Source organism: Bacillus sp. 01N45 (genome assembly GCF_056399205.1).
In genome coordinates this window covers 20,501-41,588 of record NZ_JBFTQW010000010.1, presented here as the reverse complement: position 1 = coordinate 41,588, position 21,088 = coordinate 20,501, and the positions used below count along the sequence as shown (strand labels likewise).

Here is a 21,088-nt window from a genome sequence, read left to right as displayed (position 1 = left end):
TAAGGTGAAAATAATATCACCTTACTTATCTGCTGTTATTATACTTTAAATTTACTAGTCATCGCTTGTAGTTCTTCGGCCATCCCAGCTAAGTTTTGCGAAGCTGAACTAATTTCTTCCATTGAATTCACTTGTTCTTCTGTTGAAGCAGCAACACTTTGCATACTAGCTGTATTTTCTTCTGCAGCCGCTGCAATTTCATCAATAGCATTTGTCACTTCATTTGCATCTCCAGCAATTCTCTTCGTTGTTTCTACCATTTGATTAACTTGAGAAACAATATGTGTAGTAGAACTTAAAATTTCCGTAAAACTTGCTTTCGTTTTTGTTACAACATCAAGGCCTTGTTGAACTTCTCCATTCACATTATCCATCGCCTTAACAGTATGTTCAATATCCGCCTTAATTTCTGCAATTAAATTTGCAATCTCTCCAGATGATTCTCCTGATTGCTCCGCTAATTTTCTAACCTCATCAGCTACAATAGCAAACCCTCGGCCCTGTTCACCTGCTCTTGCCGCTTCAATAGCCGCATTTAAAGCTAATAAGTTCGTTTGAGTAGCGATGTTTTGAATCGCTTCAGAAATAGCTCCTACCTGCTTTGATTTCTCATCAAGAAGTTTAATAATAGCATCTGACTCGGATACCGATTTAGAAATAGACTGCATTTGTTTTGCTGTTTGTTCAACCAATTCTTCCCCTTCTTCAGCTCTTTCTCTCGCATGTAATGAGGAGATAGAAATTGATTCCGCGCTTCCAGTTACATCTTGAATTGCTGTATTTACTTGTTGTAATGTAGCCGCACCTTCTTCAACACCTTGACTTTGTGATTCAGCCCCACCTGATACTTGTTCCATTGCAATTGTAATTTGATCTGTCGCATCATTTGCTTGCTGTACGCTCGCTGTTAACTCTTCAGCCGATGCAGCGACATGTTCTGCTGAAAAACTAATTTGAGTAATCACATCTTGTAAAGAGGCAGACATTTCATTAAATGAATTCCCTAATTTCCCTATATCATCCTTGGAATGGATTGTAATTTTCTCTGTCAAATCTCCCTTACTAATTTTATGTGCCGAGTCAGCTATTTTTCTTAATGGTCTTGTAATAGACTTTGTAATGAAATAAATTAATACACTACCAAATACAATAGCTATAGCAATGACAATCAAAGTCTTATAAAACACTGGATTCGCAGCTTCGGTAATTTCTTCGTCGAACATAACCCCGACTACTTTCCATCCTGTTTTCTCATTTGTTGCAAAGATTAAATTCTTTTTATCACCTTGTTCTGTATAAGACACATTTCCTTGTTTTTCTTCATAAATTGGTTTAATCCACGGATCAGTAACTTTTGCACCTGGTTTTCTAGATGGATGACTAACAATTTGCTTATTTTGATCTAGAATAACTGCATAACCTTTTTCACCAATGTTAATCATTTTGGAAATTTTTAAGATGTTATCTAAATTTAAGTTAATTCCTATAACACCTTTACCATCTTTTACTTCTTTAGCAATTGTCACTACCATATTTTTAGTAGATGCTGATTGATATGGTGCAGTAACAATTACTTTCCCTTTATTTTCATGTGCTTCTTTATACCAAGATCTATCTGTTGGATTATACCCATCAGCCATTTGGATAAATGGTTCTCTTATAAACTTTCCTGCCTGTGTTCCAATATAAATACCTTCTACTTCTGGATGAAGTTTTATATATTGCGTTAACTTCGTTCTTACTATTTCTTCTTGTCCGTTTGGATATGTATCCTCTGTTAAAATGTCTGCAAAGTACGCCGCATCAACAAATTTCTCTTCTATATTTTGAGAAATAACAGTATTTAAAACTGAAATATTCTCCTTTGCTTTACCTGTAATTTGTTGTTCAAAATTTGTTTTGGCAGTTTGATATGAAACACCACCGATAATAAGTCCTGGTATAGTTAAAATAAGAAAAAATGAAATGATTAATTTTTTCTTAACACTCATACATTTAACCCAGTTAAATATTTTTTGCATAATAATCCTCCTTTATGTAATGTGGATACTTGTGTAATTTTATACAAGTAACATATATAAAACAATATATAATGATAACATGTAATTTTTTTGTCAATTATGCATTTTTACATATTCACTACTTCTAAATATTTAATCATAAAAAATAAGAGAACCTCAGCTTATTATATAAGCTGAGGTTCTCTTATTTCTTAACAAAAAACACCCACAAAAACTCCTCTTACAGTTCCTTACATCTATTTCCTTACTAATTCATTTAGAGCTTTTCACATAACTAATCGCCTGACTCCCCATTTGCATCCATGCCTTTTCAAATTTTCCTCTCGGCACTTTTACATCTAGGCTATCCTCGAGAGGATCCCGAATATATACAAATTCTTCATCGTATCCAATCAGTACTACACAATGTTCATTATACGTAATAGAAACATCTCCGCTATTTGTTTCCCATGTAGTAAATTCATCTTCATCTAATGGCGCAAATGTTGCATTCGTAATCATAACTACCGGTTGTCCTGATTGTACACTCTTATAAAGTTCTTCTATACTCTTCCCTGTTAAGTCCACAGCTTTATTAGGTAAATACTTTTTCGCTAATTGAAAAAGTGGTCCGTGATATACACCATATCCAGATTCAGAAAAGGTATAAATATTCCCTACAAATCCTTCATTCGGATTTCCACGTACACCATCGTTCATAAAATCAACTTTCTTTATTTCATTTGCTAATTGCATCTTATCCACTGTAATGCCTGCATATTGTAACATCATCGCTAAGCTAGTCACTTCACAGCCTCTATCTAGCTCTGGTAATTGCTGAATTAAAGGTACATTCGATAAGATGACCTTTTCATCATTATTACTAAAATCTGCTTCTTTTCCGCTTTGTATATTGAAGAATGTTAACTTCTCCACATACTTTGTAATGCCATTTTTATATACATTCCATACTGCTATAGCTAGTAAAGCCATACATATATACCACTTCCATCTCCGTATCACTCTCACGCCCTTTTTAGTTCGTTAAATAAGAATAAAACGCATCAGCATCCGTGCGAATCACCGGTACAAAATTTAGTTCTTTTCCTTTTTCAGGCTGATCTTTTTTAATTTTTTCTGCTAATTCTTGAACGTTCATATTCGTTTTATCCATATTAAGCTCATCTGCCATTTGTAACACTTTTTGTTCATTAATTTCGCTTAATACTTGATATATATCTTTACCATACAAATCAATATGATATTTTTTTGCTTCTTCCTGCACCTTTTGTTCATACACTTCTTGCGCTAACGTTTCTATCTCTTTTTCTTTTTGTGAAATACCTAACTTCCCTGCTTCCTCTCTTACTTTCGTTCCATAGATTTCTTCCGCAATGTCTTCTATTTCTTTTCCATTTGTCGAAATGCCTAATTTATCCGCTTCATCATTAATTTTAATCGTATTAATTTGATTAATTAAATTTACAATCGTTGTATTTTCTATAGATATGCCTAGCTTTAACGCTTCTTGCTTCACTTTTGTTTCATAGATTTCTTCTGAAAGAGTTCCAACGTCTTTTCTTTCAATCGAAATTCCTAACTGTTCAGCTTCTCTTCCTACTTCCGTCTCATGAATTTCTTTTTCTAGCGTAATTTGTTCTTTCCCTTCCGTTTCAATACCTAGATTCTCCGCCTTTTCTTCTGTATGCACCGCATGTATCTTTCCATTATTTAATTGTTCTTTACTGCGCTGCGTGTAATTTGTCTTTCCTTGTGATGTTTCAGAAGGAGAGGCACCCCCTAATATGCTTAAGCTCATTACTCCAATAGTGAATACCGTCATCATTTTCTTTTTCAAAATTAATTCCTCCCTCTTACACTTTCTTTTCCATCATTCCCTATACATAATCGAAATAACATTATGATCGATATAATCTGCTCAAATACCTTTTTATAATCGCTTCTTCATAGGGCGAACTTTCTGTATATCATACATGTTATAAATAGTTTCTTAACTTTCCCTTAAAAAAAGACGACCTTGTAAAAACAAGATCGTCTTCTCACTTATATTCTTTGGTTTTTAGGGAAATTCACTTCAAAACAAGTACCCTCTCCCCATTTGCTATCTACTAATATTTTCCCATAATGCTTTTCTACAATCCAATTTGCGATTGAAAGGCCTAATCCCGCTCCTTCTGACGCACTTCTCGCTTTATCACCTTGATAAAAACGATCAAATAATTTTGGGATGTCCTCATCTTTAACCCCTATCCCGTCATCTTTCACTCGTATATGAATTGAGCTGCTCGTTTGCGTACAATCGATTTGAATATGTCCGCCCCCATTTGTATACTTCATCGCATTATCTAACAATATGACCATCATTTGATGAATTCTCTCTCTATCACCCATAAATGATATGTCATGTTCTACTTTCAATATCATCTCTTTTTCTTGATATGAAGCAATTTCCTTATATGGATCTACTATTTCTTCTAACAATTTATCCATTTCAAATGTTTTCTTATCCATCTCAATTTGATTAGAATCCGAACGTGCTAACAATAATAAGTTAGTTACAAGCTTAGATAACCGTCTACACTCCTTTGAAATCGTAGAAATATCCATCGCTTTTTCTTCTATTGTCGCAGATGGTGACTGGAATAACACATCCGTTTTTGATTGAATAACTGCAAGTGGTGTCCTTAATTCATGTGATGCATCCGAAACGAATTGCTGCTGTTTTTCCCACGAATTTTGAATGGGTATGAGTGCCCTGCCGGCTAAGAAAAAGCCGATGCCTATTGCACATAAACTTCCTACACTACAACCAATAACAAGAATTAAAAATAAAGTATTTAACATTTCTTTTTCAGCTGTTATATCGCGTACAATTTGAACTATTTTTGTATCTTGTTGAAATGCAAACGTTCTAAAATATTGCCCTTGCACTTCTATATCTTGCAAAGTTCCTAATTTCTTTGGAGAAAACTTTTCCAAATTATCTTCAAAGATAAAACGGCGTTTGCCGTTTTCAATGCCTATCTCCACTGTGTTTCCAAGCCAAGTTAACTCCGTTATCCTTGGATCCCCAATCGGAGGATATCCCCTAATTTTTTTAGGTAGTTTTTTATCATCTGAATTCTTTCTATGCTGAACGGATTTTCCTATCGATTTATCTACTTCATTATAAATACGATTATATGTGTATGAATAAATGATACTGCCTAATACACCTATCAAGATAATAAATACTAATGAATTCAATATAGTCAATCGAATGCGTGTTTTCTGAAACATGCTTCCCTTTTTCATTGTTCTTTTAATATATATCCAATACCTCGAACAGTTTGAATATCTTTCTGATAACCGAATGGCTCTAATTTTTTACGTAAATGATGTACATACACTTCTACAATTGCTACTGTCGTATCTGAATCAAATCCCCAAACACGATCAAAAATTTGTTCACGCATTAAAATCTTTCCGCTATTTTGAACAAGGTACTCTAGAAGCTCATATTGTTTTAATGTTAACTTCGTACTTTGTCCATCTACTTGAACGTCTTTATCTTTTCCGAACAGTTCAATCCCTTTATAACGAATAGTCTGCTTTGTTGTTAAATTACCGCTTCGTCGTAATAAAGCACGAATTCTCGCTTTTAACTCTGGAGCCTGAAATGGCTTAACGATATAGTCATCCCCACCAAAGTCTAAGCCTTTCACGCGATCTTCTAAAGAGTCTCTCGCTGTCAAAAATAGGACTGGTGTTTCAATTTTTTCATCACGTATTTTTTGAATTACTTCAAAACCGTCCATTTCTGGCATCATCACATCAAGTAAAATGGCATCATATATATTTTGTAACGCTAGAAATAATCCATCTTCCCCATTCAATGCTGTATCTACTTCAAATTCATCGCGTAATATTTGGACAATAGACTCTAATAAAGAAGCATTATCTTCTACTACGAGTAAGCGCATATTCTCACCTTCCACCATATTGTTCAATTCTATTTATAATTATATTTTAACGTTTTTCTCAATATAAAATTTGAATGATTTATTATAAAAATTCTTTCTTAAATTTTTCTTAATAAAAAATTGAAAGAAATAAGACTCCCCTTATCTCTTTCAACTTTTTACTACGTACACCTTTTTACTCGGCAATTCTAAACAATTTAACTGGCCACCATATACAGCACCGCCATCAATCCCTATAATACGATTACTCCCAAAATACACGCCGCAATTCTCACTACCATGAAACGTTTTTGTTTCCGTATGACCAAATACAACAACCTTTTCACCACTATACCCACTATGAAACTCATTACGTATCCACATTAACGTATATGGTTCACATTCCGAAACTCGCTTCAATGGCTCAACACCGGCATGTACAAATATATACTCTTCTGTTTCAATGTAATGATCTAATTCTTGAATAAATTTTACATGTTCCTCTAAAACATGCGATTGTAAAATTGGTTTTTGGAAGGCTTCTTCATTAACCACAATATCTTCTTCTACAAAGCCATAGCTGTATAAAGTCTTATCTCCACCATTCCTTTTTACCCAATGGTTCCATGAACGTTCTTCATCAGTCGTTAACGCTTTAATCATCATATCTTCATGATTACCCTTTAGAACGAGGGCTCCCTCTTCTTTTAACGCTTTTACCTTTTCAATTACAGCACGCGCATTGGGACCACGATCTACATAATCCCCTAATAAAATCAATTGATCCTGTCTTGCATCATATTGAGCTTCTTCTAATAACTGTTCGAACTTTTCTATTTCTCCATGAATATCACTAATAACAAGAATTCTTTTCATATTATCCCCTTCTTTCTAAGCCACTCTCTTTCTAATTATAGTTCAAAACAACAGAAATTTCTGAATCCATATTCGAAATCACATTTATTACAAATAAAACGATTGTCCTTACAACAATGTAAGTCTCTTGTCATCCAATTCGATAGTTGCAAGTGCTATATTTCCTTATACTAAAAGTAAGAAATGAAACAAAAAACAAGGAGAGATGAGACATGAAAAAAGTGATGGAAGTTGTAGTAGCGGTGGCAGAGGTTTTCGTAAATGGCAAACAAGTTGCAATGGAGTTAAATAAATAATGAAAAGGACAAGATTCATTCTAGACCCTTTACTCATATAAAAGAGATAAGACTTCTTCATTTTTTTGATCCCTTATCTCCTTGTAAAAAAAGCCGTATCCTTTTTTGGGATACGGCTTTCTTATTGCCATGTTCATTTACACACTTTATTATTCCTAGTTGGTTATAAACAAGTAAAATCTCGGCTTAAATTGTTTTATCCTCCTTATTGACTATACCCTCTCTTCAAACAATTTTTTCAAAACAAAAATCCCATTCAAATACACATTACTGAATCCATCATACTAAATGACTTCTTCATTCTGTCTATCTAAATGAGATTATTTCGTACTTTTTATTTCTTTATCTTGTTATTCCACCGGTTGTGGTTGTGGCTGTACGACTTCATTCGCTCCAGCTAACCTCAACATATTTGCAATATCTTTAAAACCTCTTTTTTCAGCATATTGCAGTGGCGTAATATTTTCCTTATTGGCCAAATTTACATCTGCCCCGTGGTCAATAAGCATTTGAATTACTTTCTTATGGTTTTCACTACCATTTCCTAATACGATTGCTTCTACTACAGCTGTTCCACCACGATCATTTCTATAGTTCACATCAATATCTGTATGCTCTAATAACTCTTTTACGACCTCTACATGGCCACGTTCAGATGCAGAAATGAGTGCTGTTCCACCTGATTTAGTAGTTTCTTTCGTATTAACCCCTGCATTAATTAGTAGCTTTACAATGTCTGTATATCCTTCTCTACTTGCATAAAGAAATGGATTACTTTGTTTCTCATCTTTCCTTTCAATATTAGCACCTGCACCAATTAATGCTTTAACTGTCTCTACATGATTTTGATACGTTGCTGCAAGGATAGGAGTTTCTCCGTTGTCACCTTCTACGTTTATATTGGCTCCATCTTGAATCAGCTTCATAGCTGTTTCCGTGTCTCCAAGAGTCGCAGAAAGTAGCAACTGTTTGTCCATTAAATTTATACTTTTTTCTTCTTTAGGTTCTTCCTGTTCTTTATGCTTTTCTTTTTTCTTTTCGTTTTTCACATGAACCGGTTTCGATTCTGGCTCCTCTTGCTTATCGCAAGCCACTACCGTCATTAAAAGTCCTAATAACATACATAATAAAATTTTTTGTTTTCTCACAACTACAGCTCCTATGAAAGATAATGTTTTCTTAACCATTCCTCCATCACATACAATAACTCTTCTTGAGTACATTTATCCATAAGCCCTTTATATTCCTTCTTTAATCGGATTATCTTAAAACCTATACTATGTTTCTCAACCTATTGGAATGATGTGCCTGATGGCCTCATCATTAACATTATGAAGCAATTAGTTTAGCACGATTTTACCGCATTTGTATACATTTCTAAAAAGTACATAAATGATTGCTTTAGGTTACTATATTCCATTGTAACCGTTCTTCTAAAATTTTTACACCTTTTCTATATTTGCACCTGAGTAATACTAAAAAAGACAACTTATGTAGTTGTCTTTTTTTAGTATTAATGATGACCACCGTGATTTCCCTTTTTCGGGTTCCCCATCATCTCTTTATTCATTTCCCATTTATGCTCTGCTAGCTCTTTATATGAAAGAACTTTCCCTTTATAGTTAGACACAAAGTTTTCTGCATCCTTTTTATTTTCAAATGAAATGACATTATAAGCCATCGGTGTCGTTATTGTTTTATCATATACGTAAGTCGCATCTTCTAACGAAATCCACTCTTTCGAATCATAATCTCGAACAAATTTTTCTTTCGTCTTTTCACCTGGATTAATCTCCATCCATTTATACATACAACCGATATCATCAAACTTTAACGCTTTTCCATTTTCTAAAATGACTTCTGTTGCAAATTGATTATCCATTACCCCAATTTGGCAAATATCACACTTATCATGTTTCTCATCAATTGCTACAGCCTCTGCTTGTTTCTTACCACATCCTACTATTGTAAAGACAAAGAATAAGCATATAGCAAGTGTCACATACTTTGTTCTCATTTTACTTCCTCCCTAACCGTATCTTCCACAAGGAGCATATCAAAAAGTTGTGTGAGATTTGTGAAAAAATAATGTACTTTTTGTAATATAAAGACCAAAAAAGATGTGTAGCCATTTCTACACATCTCTCATCATTCACAACCTGTAATTAATAAATCGTCTTCTAACTTAACTAATAATGTATCTGTATTAATTTGCTGACCAACAACTACATTTACTAACCTTATATTTCCACTAATACCGACCGCAACTTTTTCAAGCTCACCGTTATTTTTTCGGATCATCATTAAATTTTCCCACTCATATACGTAAGAAGATTCATTAACAAAAATCTCTTCTACTTTTCCTTCATAAGAACTATAAATCTCTTCAATTCTCGTTTTCATATAAAATCTACTCCCTATTTCACACTTCAATATTTTCATCTTATTCTACCATTCTTACGGAGAGCAGCTTACTTTTTAAAAATTCAAATTAACTACCGTGAACAAAATGACCAAAATAAAAATTATGCTTCTAATGATGTTATTTTTCAAATTATTTACCATTTGAATGAATGCTTTTATGATAAATAAAAAACACTTTTTCTGAATTTTCGTTACATTTTGAAAGCGCAATCATTCTTGAGGGGGAGATTACATGTTAGCACTACTTGGATTTGCGATGGTATTTGTCTTTATGTTTTTAATTATGACGAAACGTATGTCAGCACTAGTAGCATTAATATTAATTCCAATTACTTTCGCATTAATTGGCGGTTTTTATGCAAATATGGGACCTATGATGTTAGAAGGAATTCAAAAACTAGCACCTACTGGTATTATGCTTATGTTTGCTATTTTGTATTTTGGAATTATGATTGATAGCGGTTTATTCGATCCTGTCATTAGTAGGATTTTGAAATTTGTAAAAGGAGATCCTTTAAAAATTGTTGTTGGTACAGCGATTCTTACTATTATCGTTTCATTAGATGGGGATGGAACAACAACGTATATGATTACGGTTTCCGCAATGTACCCATTATATAAACGCCTTGGAATGAATCCACTTATATTAGCTGGGGTTGTTATGTTAGGAGCAGGAGTGACAAATCTTACACCGTGGGGCGGACCGACAGCTCGGGTTATGAGTGCTCTTGGACTAGACGCATCAGAGCTCTTTACACCACTTATACCAGGAATGATCGCTGGTGCAATTTGGGTCGTTTTCGTTGCTTACTATCTTGGCAAAAAAGAAAGAAAACGATTAGGAATTATGGATGTACAATACTTAAAACAAATGCAAACGATGGATGAGCAAGCTGCCACAGTAGAAGCTGCCGTTCATAAACGCCCTAAACTTCTATGGATTAACTTTTTATTAACTGTTACCTTACTTGTCTGTCTCATACTAGAAGTTATGCCGTTACCTGTTTTATTTACAATCGCTTTCGCCATTGCTGTTATGCTTAACTATCCGAACTTAGAACAACAGAAAGAACGTATTGCTTCTCACGCAGGAAACGTATTAGCCGTTGTTTCTCTCGTATTTGCCGCTGGAATTTTCACTGGTATTTTATCAGGAACAAAAATGGTAGATGCAATGGCTCAAAGTGTAGTCACTCTTATACCAGACGCTCTTGGACCACAATTACCGATTATTACAGCTCTTCTTAGTATGCCGTTCACATTTTTCATGTCCAATGATGCATTTTACTTCGGAGTATTACCTATTTTAACGAAAGCTGCCGCTACTTACGGAATTAGTGCAGCTGAAATGGGACGTGCTTCATTACTCGGGCAACCTGTTCACTTATTAAGTCCTCTTGTCGCTTCCACTTATTTATTAGTCGGAATGGCCAAAGTTGATTTTGGTGAACATCAACGCTTTACGTTACTTTGGGCTGTTGGAACGACAATGGTGATGTTAATTACGGGAATTGTAATCGGAATTATTCCAATATAAGACGTAAAAAAACAGTAGAAGAAATGTAATTCTCTACTGTTTTTTTGTTATGAAGAAACAAGAAAATACCTTCTTTCTGGTCTCCCTACACTCCCATATATAAGCTCCGCATGAACTTTCTTTCCAGATATTAAATACTCTAAATAACGCCTCGCTGTTGATCGGCTTACCCCAACCATTGAGCTTAACACTTCTGCCGTAATACCTTCTTCATCAACTGCTAACATATGCTTTTTTATTTTTGCTAAAGTTAAAGGATCTATCCCTTTCGGGGCATATTCTATTTCATTTCCCTTTACGCCTCTTTGAGACCATAAATGTTCAATTTGTTCTATAGATAATTGATTAGTTTTTTTTAACTGCACAATCTTTTTTTGGTAACTTTCCAAACTCGCTTTAAATCGATCAAACATAAGTGGCTTTACGATATAATCTGTTACTCCGCCTCGTAGAGCGTGCCTCACTACATCTGTTTCCGATGCAGCTGTAATCATAATAATATCTGTATCATGCAAATTATTCCTAATATATGTGACAAGTTCGGTTCCTTGCATATCAGGTAAGTACACGTCTAATAAAACGAGTTGTGGCTTCACAAACTCTAGCCATTCTTTCGCTTGTTCTCCAGTCGTTGCTGTTCCAATTACTTTAAATCCCTCAATCTTTTCAGTAAAACGACGATGAATGTCCGCAATTCGAATATCATCTTCTACAATCAATACTTCAATCTCCTCACCCATTACAATTCGCCTCTCTCTTTTGGTAATGCAATAATAAATAATGCACCACCTAAATCCCCTTTTTCGATTGCAATACTTCCATTTAAATCTTCTACTAACTCTTTCACTTTTGCTAATCCATATCCTCGTTTCCCGCCTTCTTTCGTCGAGAAGCCTTTATAAAATATGCTAGTAATGACTTCATCATGAATCCCTTGTCCTGAATCTTCCACTTCAATTACTATCTCTTCTCCAATATCAGTTACAAACATCCTTACCTTCTTATCATTCTCTTCATTTCTTTCAATTGCTTCAAATGCATTCGTAATTAAATTTCCTAAAATAGAAACGACGTAATTACTCTCAATATGCGGGCTTAATTTATCTAAGCTACTTTCTCGATCTAGCATAAAATCAATCTTTAACTCTCGCGCTCTATTATAGAATCCAATTAAAATTCCACCTAACCATGGATTTTGAATTCGCTTCATAATAAATTGAACAAAATCTTGATATACCGCTGTTTCCTTATGAATAAGCTCTAAAGCATCTTCATATGATTCTAACTGGATAAGACCTGAAAGCGTATACAACAAATTGTTATATTCATGCGTTTGCGCTCGTAATGCCTCTGTATATTGCTTCGTCTGAGATAACTCTGCTGTTAACTGATCCATTTCAGATTTCAAACGTAAGCTCGATACGACGCCAGTTACTTTATTTTTCACTTTAATAGGTAGACGGTTCGCAATAACAGCCTGCCCTTTTATATTTAATTGACGATCAAACTGTTCTTCACCAGTTTGAAGTACATCTAGTATCGTTGAATTAGGAATTACATTTAAAATAAATTCTCCAATAATATTACGCTGTTCATCTAACGAAAGAATATCATAAGCCGCTTGATTGACTAAACTAATCATGCCATTGTGATCAATTACAATAATCCCTTCACGTACAGATTGAATCACTGTACTATGCTCTTCATATAAAGATGAAATTTCTTCTGGCTCCATCCCAAACATCATTCTTTTTATACTTCCGGCTAAATATATAGAACCAATTATCCCGATTAAAAGACCTATTACTGTAATCCAAAATACACGCTTTCCATATACTTCTACCGCTCCATGAATATCATCCATTGAAAATCCAACAGACACCACGCCTATAATTTCATTTTCCTGATTACGGATTGGAACTTTGCCGCGTAATGAAGGACCTAATGATCCAGTTGCTTTCGAAATATAAGATTTTCCTTCTACTAGAACTCCTTTATTATCTCCACCAACCATTGCTTCTCCTATTTTATCTCGCTTAGGATGTGCATATCGAATCCCCTCTTTGTTTCCAACTACAATAAAATCAGCATCTGTATCAATTCGAATTTTTTCTGCAATTGGCTGAATGATAGAAGCTGGGTTTTCTTTTTGAAAAGCTTCCGTTATTTCAGGTATAGCAGCAACTGTTTTCGCAACATGCAAAGCCCGTTTCCCAATTTGCTCTTCTACCGTTTCAGACAATATGTAATAAAATAAATAACTTGTTAATAGAAGTACGACTAGAATAAGTGTACTAATTGTTATTGTGATTCTCGGTTGTAGTTTTAACTTTTTAAATTTCAAAACCATTCCCCTAACATAATTAAAGATAGAATTTAATGAATTTACAGTCTTTTGCGATTACAACTAATCATAACACGGTTACTCTATATTTCTTTATTTTTATCTTCACAAAAAAAGAAACGAAGTACAATTACTACCTCGTTTCTTAACATTTTTTATTACACTTTAAATTTCCCAATCATCTCTTGTAATTCTTCTGCCATTTGCGATAAATGAACTGCTGCTGCATTGATTTCATCTACCGAAGCTAATTGTTCTTCTGAAGAACCAGCAATATTTTGAACGCTTGCTGCATTTTCTTCAATTGTAGCTGCAATTTCATTAATAGATGCACTAACTTGTTTTGCATCTACTGTCATTTGTTCCGCTACTTCTACCATACTATCAATTTGTACAACTGTATCATCTGTAGACTTCAATATTTCAGCGAAGCTTTGCTTCGTTTCATTTGCAACTACAAGTCCTGATTGTACTTCTGTTCCAACTTGCTTCATAGAGCTTACTGTTTCTTTTATGTCAAATTGTATCTCTTTTACTAGTTTTCCAATTTCCGTAGAAGACTGTCCTGATTGTTCTGCTAACTTTCGCACTTCATCTGCTACAATTGCAAATCCTCTTCCTTGTTCTCCAGCTCTCGCAGCCTCAATTGCAGCATTTAATGCTAATAAATTTGTCTGCTCTGCAATATGTTGAATTACCTCAAGGATTGCTCCAATTTGTTTCGACTTATCATCTAGCAAAACAATAACTTTATCTGATTGTGAAACAGACTCATGGATTAATTGCATTTGATTCACCGTTTGTTCAACTAACTTCCCACCATCTTCAGCCTTTTTCTTCGTATACATAGATGCTGTGGATACTAATGAAGAACTGTCTGCCACACGTTGAATTCCTTCTGTAACTTCTTCTAATAATGTTGCGCCTTCTTCGACTTCTTTCGTTTGTATTTCCGCTCCACTCGACACTTGCTCTATCGCTTGTGTAATTTGTTCCGTTGCTTCACTCGTCTGCTTCATACTAGCTGTTAATTCTTCTGAAGATGCCGCTACATGACCTGCTGAAGTATTTATATTGGAAATGACATTCTGTAATGATGCTGCCATCTCGTTAAAGCTTTCTCCTAACTGTCCAATTTCATCTTTAGAATGAACTGTAATGGATTCTGTTAAATCGCCTTCACTAATCTTTTTCGACGATATAACAAGTTGTTTTAACGGATTAATAATAGAAGCAATTATGAAGTAAATTAAAATCCCGCCAATTATTAATGAAATACCAATAACAGTTATCGTTTTATAGAAAATAGGTTCAGCAGCTTCAATAATTTCTTTTGCAGGCATAATTCCTGCTATTTTCCATCCAGTTATCTTATTTGTTTTAAAAGTGATATGACGATCTTCACCATCTAATCTGAAATTAAAATCACCTGTTTCTTGTTTGTACAACTCTTTTTCAAGTTTCTCTTCTACCTTATCACCTGGCTTCATCGTTGGATGTGCTACCACATTTTTATCTTGATCAAAAATTGCTACATATCCACTTTTACCGATATTAACCATCTTTGAAGTGTTTACGATATCATTAATAATTAAATCAATACCAAGAACACCGCTCTTATCCTCATTTTGTTTTGCTATTGTAATAACAATATTTCCTGTCGTTTTTGATTTATATGGAGCTGTAATAATTACTTCTCCACTTTTTTTCACTGCCTCTTTATACCAATCTCTTTCTGTAGGATTATATCCTTCTGGCATTTGAATAGACGGTGATTGAATAAACTGCCCATTGCTGGATCCAGTATAGATGGCTTCCAGTTCTGGATGTAACTTATTATATTCTTCTAGTTTATTTTGGATATTTTGTATTTGATCCGTTTGGTAATTTGATTGTGTAAATAGTTTCGTAAAATAAACTGCATCTACTTTTTTACTATCCAATTCTTTATTAATTACATTATCCAAAATTTTTATATTGTCTTTCGCCGATTGTGAAATCGTCTCATTAAAGTTTGTCTTCGCTTGCTGATAAGACGTCCAACCAATTACAATACTTGGAAGAATCAAAATGATAACAAATGACACAAGTAACTTTGCTTTTAAACTACTACTCCTTAATTTCCCTTGAAACATATTTCTACCCCTCCATACCGTTTTAAATGTAATTGTTTTACATTTAATTTCTTTATATAAATCATACGATTCAAATGTATCAACTCTTTCTCTATTGAAGAGTTGATACATACCTTTTTCATTCTATATAAATTAAATAATTAAAACAATATATAAAAATGTATATTATTCGAAATATTATAATTCACAGAAGAACCTCTAGTATCTCACTTACTAGAGGTTCCTACCGCTTTACTATTCTTTATCTTTTTCTACTTCTTTTTTCGCATCTTCTACTACAGATACAACAGGTTTATCGTTTGATAATTGTTGTACTGCTCCTTTTCCAGCAAATCCTTCTAATAACTCTTTTAAATCAATGCCAGAAGAAGCTTTTAATGTTTCTTGCATCGTTGCCATTAAATCAGTCGCATAACCTGCAACTTTTCCGGCACCGCTATTTTTACCACCGCCACCTGTATCGACAACTGTAATTTTATCAATGTTGCTAAGTGGGCTTGCAACTTCCTTCGCATAACTTGGAAGCATGTTAAGAACCATATCCATAATCGCCGCTTGGCCATATAACTCAAATGCCTCTGCAATTTTTTGTTTTGCTTCCGCTTCTGCTAAACCTTTTAATCTGATAACATCTGCTTCCGCTGTACCTTGTGCTTTTTGTACTTCTGCTTTTGCTTGACCTTGCGCTTTTTCGATTTCCGCCTTCGCTAAACCTTCTACACGAACTTCTTCTGCACGTGCTCTTGCTTCCGCTTCAATTTTATATTGATCTGCATCTGCTTTTTTCATTTGTTTTACTTTTTCCGCTTCTGCTGATTGTTCAACAGCATAGCGATCTGCATCTGCCTTTTTCTTTACTTCGGCATCATATTGCTTTTCACGACGCGCAATCTCTTTTTCTTCTAATTCAATTTGCTTTTCACGCTCAATGATTTTAACTCGCATTTGCTCTTCTGTAACACCTTGTTGCGCTTTTGCTTGTTGTAATTCATAGGAAAGATCTGCATCTGCGCGAGCTTGTTCTTGGTCTCTCTTATAAGATTGTACTTTTAACTCTTTATGTTTTTCAGCTTCAGCGATTTGTGCATCACGTTGATACTCAGCTTCTTTCGCTTCTTTCTCAGCACGAGCTTTTTCAATTCGCGCCTCTTTTTCACGCTCTGCATTTGCAACTGTTGCATCACGCTTAACCATCGCAATTTGTGGCTGACCAAGTGCATCTAAGTAACCGTTCTTATCCATGATTTCTTTAATTGTAAAGGAAACGATGCGAAGTCCCATCTTCTTTAAATCTGTAGAAGCTACTTCATGTACCTTTTGAGCAAATTGCTCTCTATTACTATAGGCATCTTCTACTGTCATAGAAGATAAAATAGCACGTAGATGCCCTTCTAAAACTTCTTTTGCTTCTATTTTCAACTCTTCTGTTTCTTTTCCTAAATATTGTTCAGCTGCTGTAGAAACTTCTTCAATGGTAGACCCTACTTTAATAATAGAAACACCATTTACTGTAATCGGTACACCTTGTTTCGTATACGTATCACGTGTTCCCACTTCTAATTTGTAGTTTAATAGACTTAAAGGCTCTGCTCTTTGCATAATCGGAACTACGAAAGTACCGCCGCCACGAATAATCTTAATCTTCTTTCCATCATCAGTGGTAACTACATTTTTCCCGCCACCAAGCCAGTTTCCAGTAACAATTAATGCTTCATCTGGTCCAACTGTTCGATACTTTGTAATGAATACTAAAATGAGTAGAATTAAAATTGCGAGTAATACTCCACCGATAATTAATGGAATCGTCATGTAAATTCCCCCTTATAATTTTGGTTTCTTTAAAGAATAAGCAATGTTCTGTACAAGCAGAACACCATCTTGGACTCCCTCGATAATAACTTCAGTTCCTTGTGAAATATCTTTCTTTCCAACTGTTTTAGCTAGGATTGCATTGTTTCCAAATTGGGAGGAAATTAATACTTCACCAAACCCTTCTGTAGGAATAGTCGTAATGACCTCTCCCTTACAACCAATAAATTCATCCATACGCTGCACAGTGTTTTGTTCTGCTTCTGCAATCGGCTTTAAAATTAATATTTTCATTATGAAAACACCAATAAAGGATATAGCAAATGCAGACCCGAAAATAAGAATGCTATTAAAGGAAAATAAATATTCTCCTATATAACTAAGTCCACATAACATGGCGAAAAAACTAAGTAATAAAGTAACAACGGATACAGATCCGCCTCCAAAACTAAATATGGATTCAAATATATCTCCAAAAAAGATATAAATAACAGTGAGTATAGTAGCAATAATAAATCCGTATAAATAAATTGTTTCAAGTGGATAACCAAACAAAGCCATTTCTTATCCCCCTCTCTTAAACAATCCCTTTTTTGTTATGTGTATGCCCACCTCTTTCAAAGATTATAGTTCTTAATTTTCAGTTATTTACCCTTTAAAGAAAAGCCTGTAAGACAGGCCCCTAAAAAAGAACAGGAGAAACCTATTGTGACAGGCTCCTCCTAGTAAATAACCGATATATTATATATCTATATAATATACTATTTTCCACAAAAAGTAAAGTTAAACATACATTGGAAAAGCACTTATTTTACTGATAATTCGTACGTTCCATCGCCATTATCATATTTATATACATACAAATAATACTTACCTGGTTTTGCATTAAATTTTGCCTCTATATGATTTCCATTAGCTTGACCGTAAGCGGCATAATTTTGCATATCTGATTCATGATGAAGCACCCATGTCATCCCGATTCCATACTCATTTAAAACGGAAATATCGATATTTTTCGTTGATGCTACATTAAATGTATAAACATCGGTGTGATCTCCGCCGATAAGGCTACCTTTTATAGTAGTGTTTAACCCGATACGATTTGCTTCCTCTGGACGATTATTTGGTTCTAATTCTGTTAAACTTCCATCTTTAATCGTAACAGTGGTTTCGTTTCTGCTCTCCTTACCTTTATCATCTTTTACTCTTAACGCTACTTTATAAATTCCTTCTCTTTCATATGCATGTATTGGATTAACTTCTGCACTTGTGCTGCCATCTCCAAATTCCCATAAATAAGAAACAATTTTTCCATCTTCATCATTTGAGCCATCACTTTTAAATTGAATTCCTTCTTTTACAAGCCCATTATAAGGTCCATTTATATTAACCGTTGGAGCTTTATTTTCTCCATCATCTTTTGCGATACCGTGGAAGACTACATCATATTCAAATTCATTTGAACTATTCACACGATAATTGACGAAGTATGCTGTAACAGTTTTGTAGCCACTCCATTCTTTTTGCGCCAGTTGTTCTAGTGCTTCATTTACTCGTTTACTCATTTCGTTCCAATCTTCAGATTCACCTTTTGTTACACTACCTGTAAATGTGCCTTCTAATGTAAATGTATTAAAGAATTGGGAGCTATGTTTTGTCATTTTTGCCTCTTTCATTGGCAACGTATCACTAATTTCTTTCTCTACTGCTGTTAACGATTTTGGTGCATGTTCAGCTAAATAATCATCTGCTACTTCCGGTACATTATATTTATCTTGATTATCAATTAGCTGTTGCATATACTCTTGATACTCTTTATTTAGTTTAGAATCTTTACTTAAATTCTCACGATAGGCATCATAATTTTTCACGTCATTTGCACGAATTAAATCTTGAATTTTATCAAATGTTTCAAATTGATGTGTATATAAATAAGATTGCAATGCGAACGAGTAATTATAGAAATCCCAGGAACCATATTTAGCAAATAATGTGCGCTCTGCTGTATAACGGCTTGCAGGATCAGATGATAATCCACTAATGATGCTCTTTCTCGGTACTACATTATTTGTACGAGTAGATCCTGCGAAAAATTCTGCATTTCCTTCTTGGAACCAAGTTAATCTCTCATTTTGATACATATCTCCTCTTCCAAATAAACCTGGCACTTCAAATCTCCCTTGAAGATAATGAGTAAACTCATGACGGAATAACTCTTCTAAACTATAAATACTTTGTTCTGGCGTACGCTCATATGTAAAGAATGTACCTGTTTCTTCTATATAAATGCCACCGTTGTTTGTTTCATATCCATACAGTTGTCTGTTTAACTGATATTCGTCTGGAGTATTATAGATTACTATCGTTAATACGTCGTCTGCATTACCTGGCTCTAATGCTTTGTCATTCCCAATTACACGATGATACTGTGCTTTTACTTCCTTTGCAGCCCAGTATAGTCTCTTAATTTTTTCTTCTGATACTTTATCTCCTGTTTTAAATACGATAGATCCATCGTCGAATGTATACGTTTTTGGTAAGTACTGTTCTTTTCCTTCTTTACGTATCGTCTCTAAATCTACCGTATTACCGCTATAATCTTTTCCGTTATAATTTGTTGTAATTTGTTCTACTGCAACAAAATACGGCTCACTTAAACGCGGATACATATGCATTGCTTGTGTAACAACCTCTAAACCTTTATTTGGATTACTATGAAACTTCCCTAAACGACTAGCAAAATAAATTCCATTATTAACGAGCCACTTATTTTCTGGTGTTACTTCATTTAAAAGAGCAATACGATTTATTTCATTAATAAATCCATCTATTTTCCCGTACCACATTGTATCTTTTGCTTCTTTACGAGTTTCAAATAAATAAGATTGCATATCATAATCAATACCTTGCATCATATCGTATACAGCTTGTCCTTTCATACGATCGTCTACATACGTATGAAGATTATCATTGTATTGCTTTAAAATATTCGATGCGTATTGAACCGTTTCCACATCACTTGAAGCATTACTAATTAATTTACCGTATGCAGATACGACTGCATCTTGCTCATATGTACCAAGCTTAAAGTTTGGATTGGCTGCAATTGCTTTTAAAGCAGGTAAACATTTATCCTGGAAGCTTCTCTCATTTAAATCACTTAATTCATTATTGTAAAATGCGAGATAAAAAGCTGAACGTAACACTTCTGTAAACGTTTGAATTCCTTTTGAATCATCTTTCGTAAACGTACTACCTCGGTGAGCTAATTCATCTATAACTGCTTGCATTTTCCCTTTGTCTTTATAAAAAGCCTTTGCATCTTCATTGAACTGGAATAAGTCTGTAATTTGATTCCATTTAATACTTCCTAGCGTTTCAACCAATTCTTGATTATTCATTTTGTTTAAATCAGCCATTGAATAGCTTTCTTTAATTTGCTTTACTTCTGAGCTCTTCATAATAGATGCTGGTCGCTGTGAAAAGTCTCCTACTTTTAAACGTTCTTGAAACGATAATGTTTCCTCTGCTTTAGAAACATGTCCAATCTCATCTACTGGTTTTTCAATCCCAACTGGTTTCGAATGCAATACATTGTATGGCACCTTTTCTTCTGCTGATACATTCGTTTGAATTGCTCCTAACGATAGCGCCATTGTACTAATACTAAGCATCACTTTATTAATCTTTGATTTCTTGTTCATA

16 protein-coding genes and 2 pseudogenes are annotated in these 21,088 nt (G+C 34.3%); 1 reads left to right on the top strand and 17 read right to left on the bottom strand.

Annotated elements, in window-relative coordinates; translation table 11 throughout:
• Positions 1 to 38: 38 nt before the first annotated feature.
• The 10 genes and pseudogenes from AC1DMU_RS21345 to AC1DMU_RS21300 form a co-directional block, all read right to left on the bottom strand.
• On the bottom strand, positions 39 to 857 hold the full coding sequence (locus AC1DMU_RS21345; RefSeq protein ID WP_434087966.1) for a methyl-accepting chemotaxis protein: 819 nt from the start codon (positions 855 to 857) through the stop codon (positions 39 to 41).
• Positions 858 to 977: 120 nt separating this feature from the next.
• Positions 978 to 1,991: pseudogene (locus AC1DMU_RS21340) on the bottom strand (HAMP domain-containing protein); the annotation flags it as partial.
• 282 nt (positions 1,992 to 2,273) lie between these two features.
• A complete protein-coding gene (locus AC1DMU_RS21335; RefSeq protein ID WP_142291672.1) occupies positions 2,274 to 3,023 on the bottom strand; it encodes a C39 family peptidase in 750 nt (249 codons plus the stop codon).
• 13 nt (positions 3,024 to 3,036) lie between these two features.
• Positions 3,037 to 3,858: a transporter gene (locus AC1DMU_RS21330; protein WP_088061776.1), complete on the bottom strand. Its 822-nt coding sequence runs from the start codon at positions 3,856 to 3,858 to the stop codon at positions 3,037 to 3,039.
• A gap of 206 nt (positions 3,859 to 4,064) precedes the next feature.
• A complete protein-coding gene (locus AC1DMU_RS21325) occupies positions 4,065 to 5,315 on the bottom strand; it encodes a sensor histidine kinase (protein WP_088061774.1) in 1,251 nt (416 codons plus the stop codon).
• The gene (locus tag AC1DMU_RS21320; protein WP_088061772.1) at positions 5,312 to 5,983 is read right to left on the bottom strand and encodes a response regulator transcription factor; all 672 of its coding nucleotides are present in this window, start codon (positions 5,981 to 5,983) and stop codon (positions 5,312 to 5,314) included. The genes AC1DMU_RS21325 and AC1DMU_RS21320 overlap by 4 nt, the downstream gene beginning before the upstream one ends.
• A gap of 150 nt (positions 5,984 to 6,133) precedes the next feature.
• Positions 6,134 to 6,838 (bottom strand): metallophosphoesterase family protein, encoded by a 705-nt coding sequence (locus tag AC1DMU_RS21315; protein ID WP_048562841.1) that lies wholly within the window; start codon positions 6,836 to 6,838, stop codon positions 6,134 to 6,136.
• Positions 6,839 to 7,484: 646 nt separating this feature from the next.
• The gene (locus AC1DMU_RS21310) at positions 7,485 to 8,357 is read right to left on the bottom strand and encodes an ankyrin repeat domain-containing protein (protein WP_097890741.1); all 873 of its coding nucleotides are present in this window, start codon (positions 8,355 to 8,357) and stop codon (positions 7,485 to 7,487) included.
• Positions 8,358 to 8,647: 290 nt separating this feature from the next.
• Positions 8,648 to 9,151, bottom strand: a complete 504-nt coding sequence (locus tag AC1DMU_RS21305; protein WP_001259409.1) for a nitrous oxide reductase accessory protein NosL — start codon at positions 9,149 to 9,151, stop codon at positions 8,648 to 8,650.
• 131 nt (positions 9,152 to 9,282) lie between these two features.
• Positions 9,283 to 9,537 (bottom strand): hypothetical protein, encoded by a 255-nt coding sequence (locus AC1DMU_RS21300; RefSeq protein WP_087983445.1) that lies wholly within the window; start codon positions 9,535 to 9,537, stop codon positions 9,283 to 9,285.
• A gap of 253 nt (positions 9,538 to 9,790) precedes the next feature.
• On the opposite strand from AC1DMU_RS21300, the gene AC1DMU_RS21295 reads away from it, so the two are divergent.
• The gene (locus tag AC1DMU_RS21295; RefSeq protein ID WP_088608948.1) at positions 9,791 to 11,095 is read left to right on the top strand and encodes a CitMHS family transporter; all 1,305 of its coding nucleotides are present in this window, start codon (positions 9,791 to 9,793) and stop codon (positions 11,093 to 11,095) included.
• A gap of 47 nt (positions 11,096 to 11,142) precedes the next feature.
• On the opposite strand, the gene AC1DMU_RS21290 is transcribed toward AC1DMU_RS21295, so the two are convergent.
• The 7 genes and pseudogenes from AC1DMU_RS21290 to colA form a co-directional block, all read right to left on the bottom strand.
• Positions 11,143 to 11,835 carry a response regulator gene (locus AC1DMU_RS21290; RefSeq protein WP_088061768.1) on the bottom strand — a complete coding sequence of 231 codons (693 nt, stop codon included), beginning with the start codon at positions 11,833 to 11,835 and terminating at the stop codon, positions 11,143 to 11,145.
• Positions 11,835 to 13,445 (bottom strand): ATP-binding protein, encoded by a 1,611-nt coding sequence (locus AC1DMU_RS21285; RefSeq protein ID WP_088061766.1) that lies wholly within the window; start codon positions 13,443 to 13,445, stop codon positions 11,835 to 11,837. The genes AC1DMU_RS21290 and AC1DMU_RS21285 overlap by 1 nt, the downstream gene beginning before the upstream one ends.
• Before the next feature lie 152 nt (positions 13,446 to 13,597).
• Positions 13,598 to 14,458, bottom strand: a complete 861-nt coding sequence (locus tag AC1DMU_RS21280; protein WP_371399490.1) for a methyl-accepting chemotaxis protein — start codon at positions 14,456 to 14,458, stop codon at positions 13,598 to 13,600.
• Positions 14,459 to 14,539: 81 nt separating this feature from the next.
• A pseudogene (locus AC1DMU_RS21275) lies at positions 14,540 to 15,574 on the bottom strand (HAMP domain-containing protein); the annotation flags it as partial.
• 234 nt (positions 15,575 to 15,808) lie between these two features.
• Positions 15,809 to 17,383: a flotillin family protein gene (locus tag AC1DMU_RS21270; RefSeq protein WP_000154996.1), complete on the bottom strand. Its 1,575-nt coding sequence runs from the start codon at positions 17,381 to 17,383 to the stop codon at positions 15,809 to 15,811.
• A 12-nt stretch (positions 17,384 to 17,395) separates the two neighbouring features.
• The gene (locus AC1DMU_RS21265) at positions 17,396 to 17,944 is read right to left on the bottom strand and encodes an NfeD family protein (RefSeq protein WP_001173145.1); all 549 of its coding nucleotides are present in this window, start codon (positions 17,942 to 17,944) and stop codon (positions 17,396 to 17,398) included.
• Positions 17,945 to 18,189: 245 nt separating this feature from the next.
• Positions 18,190 to 21,087, bottom strand: a complete 2,898-nt coding sequence (colA, locus tag AC1DMU_RS21260) for a collagenase ColA (protein WP_088061762.1) — start codon at positions 21,085 to 21,087, stop codon at positions 18,190 to 18,192.
• Position 21,088: the final 1 nt, after the last annotated feature.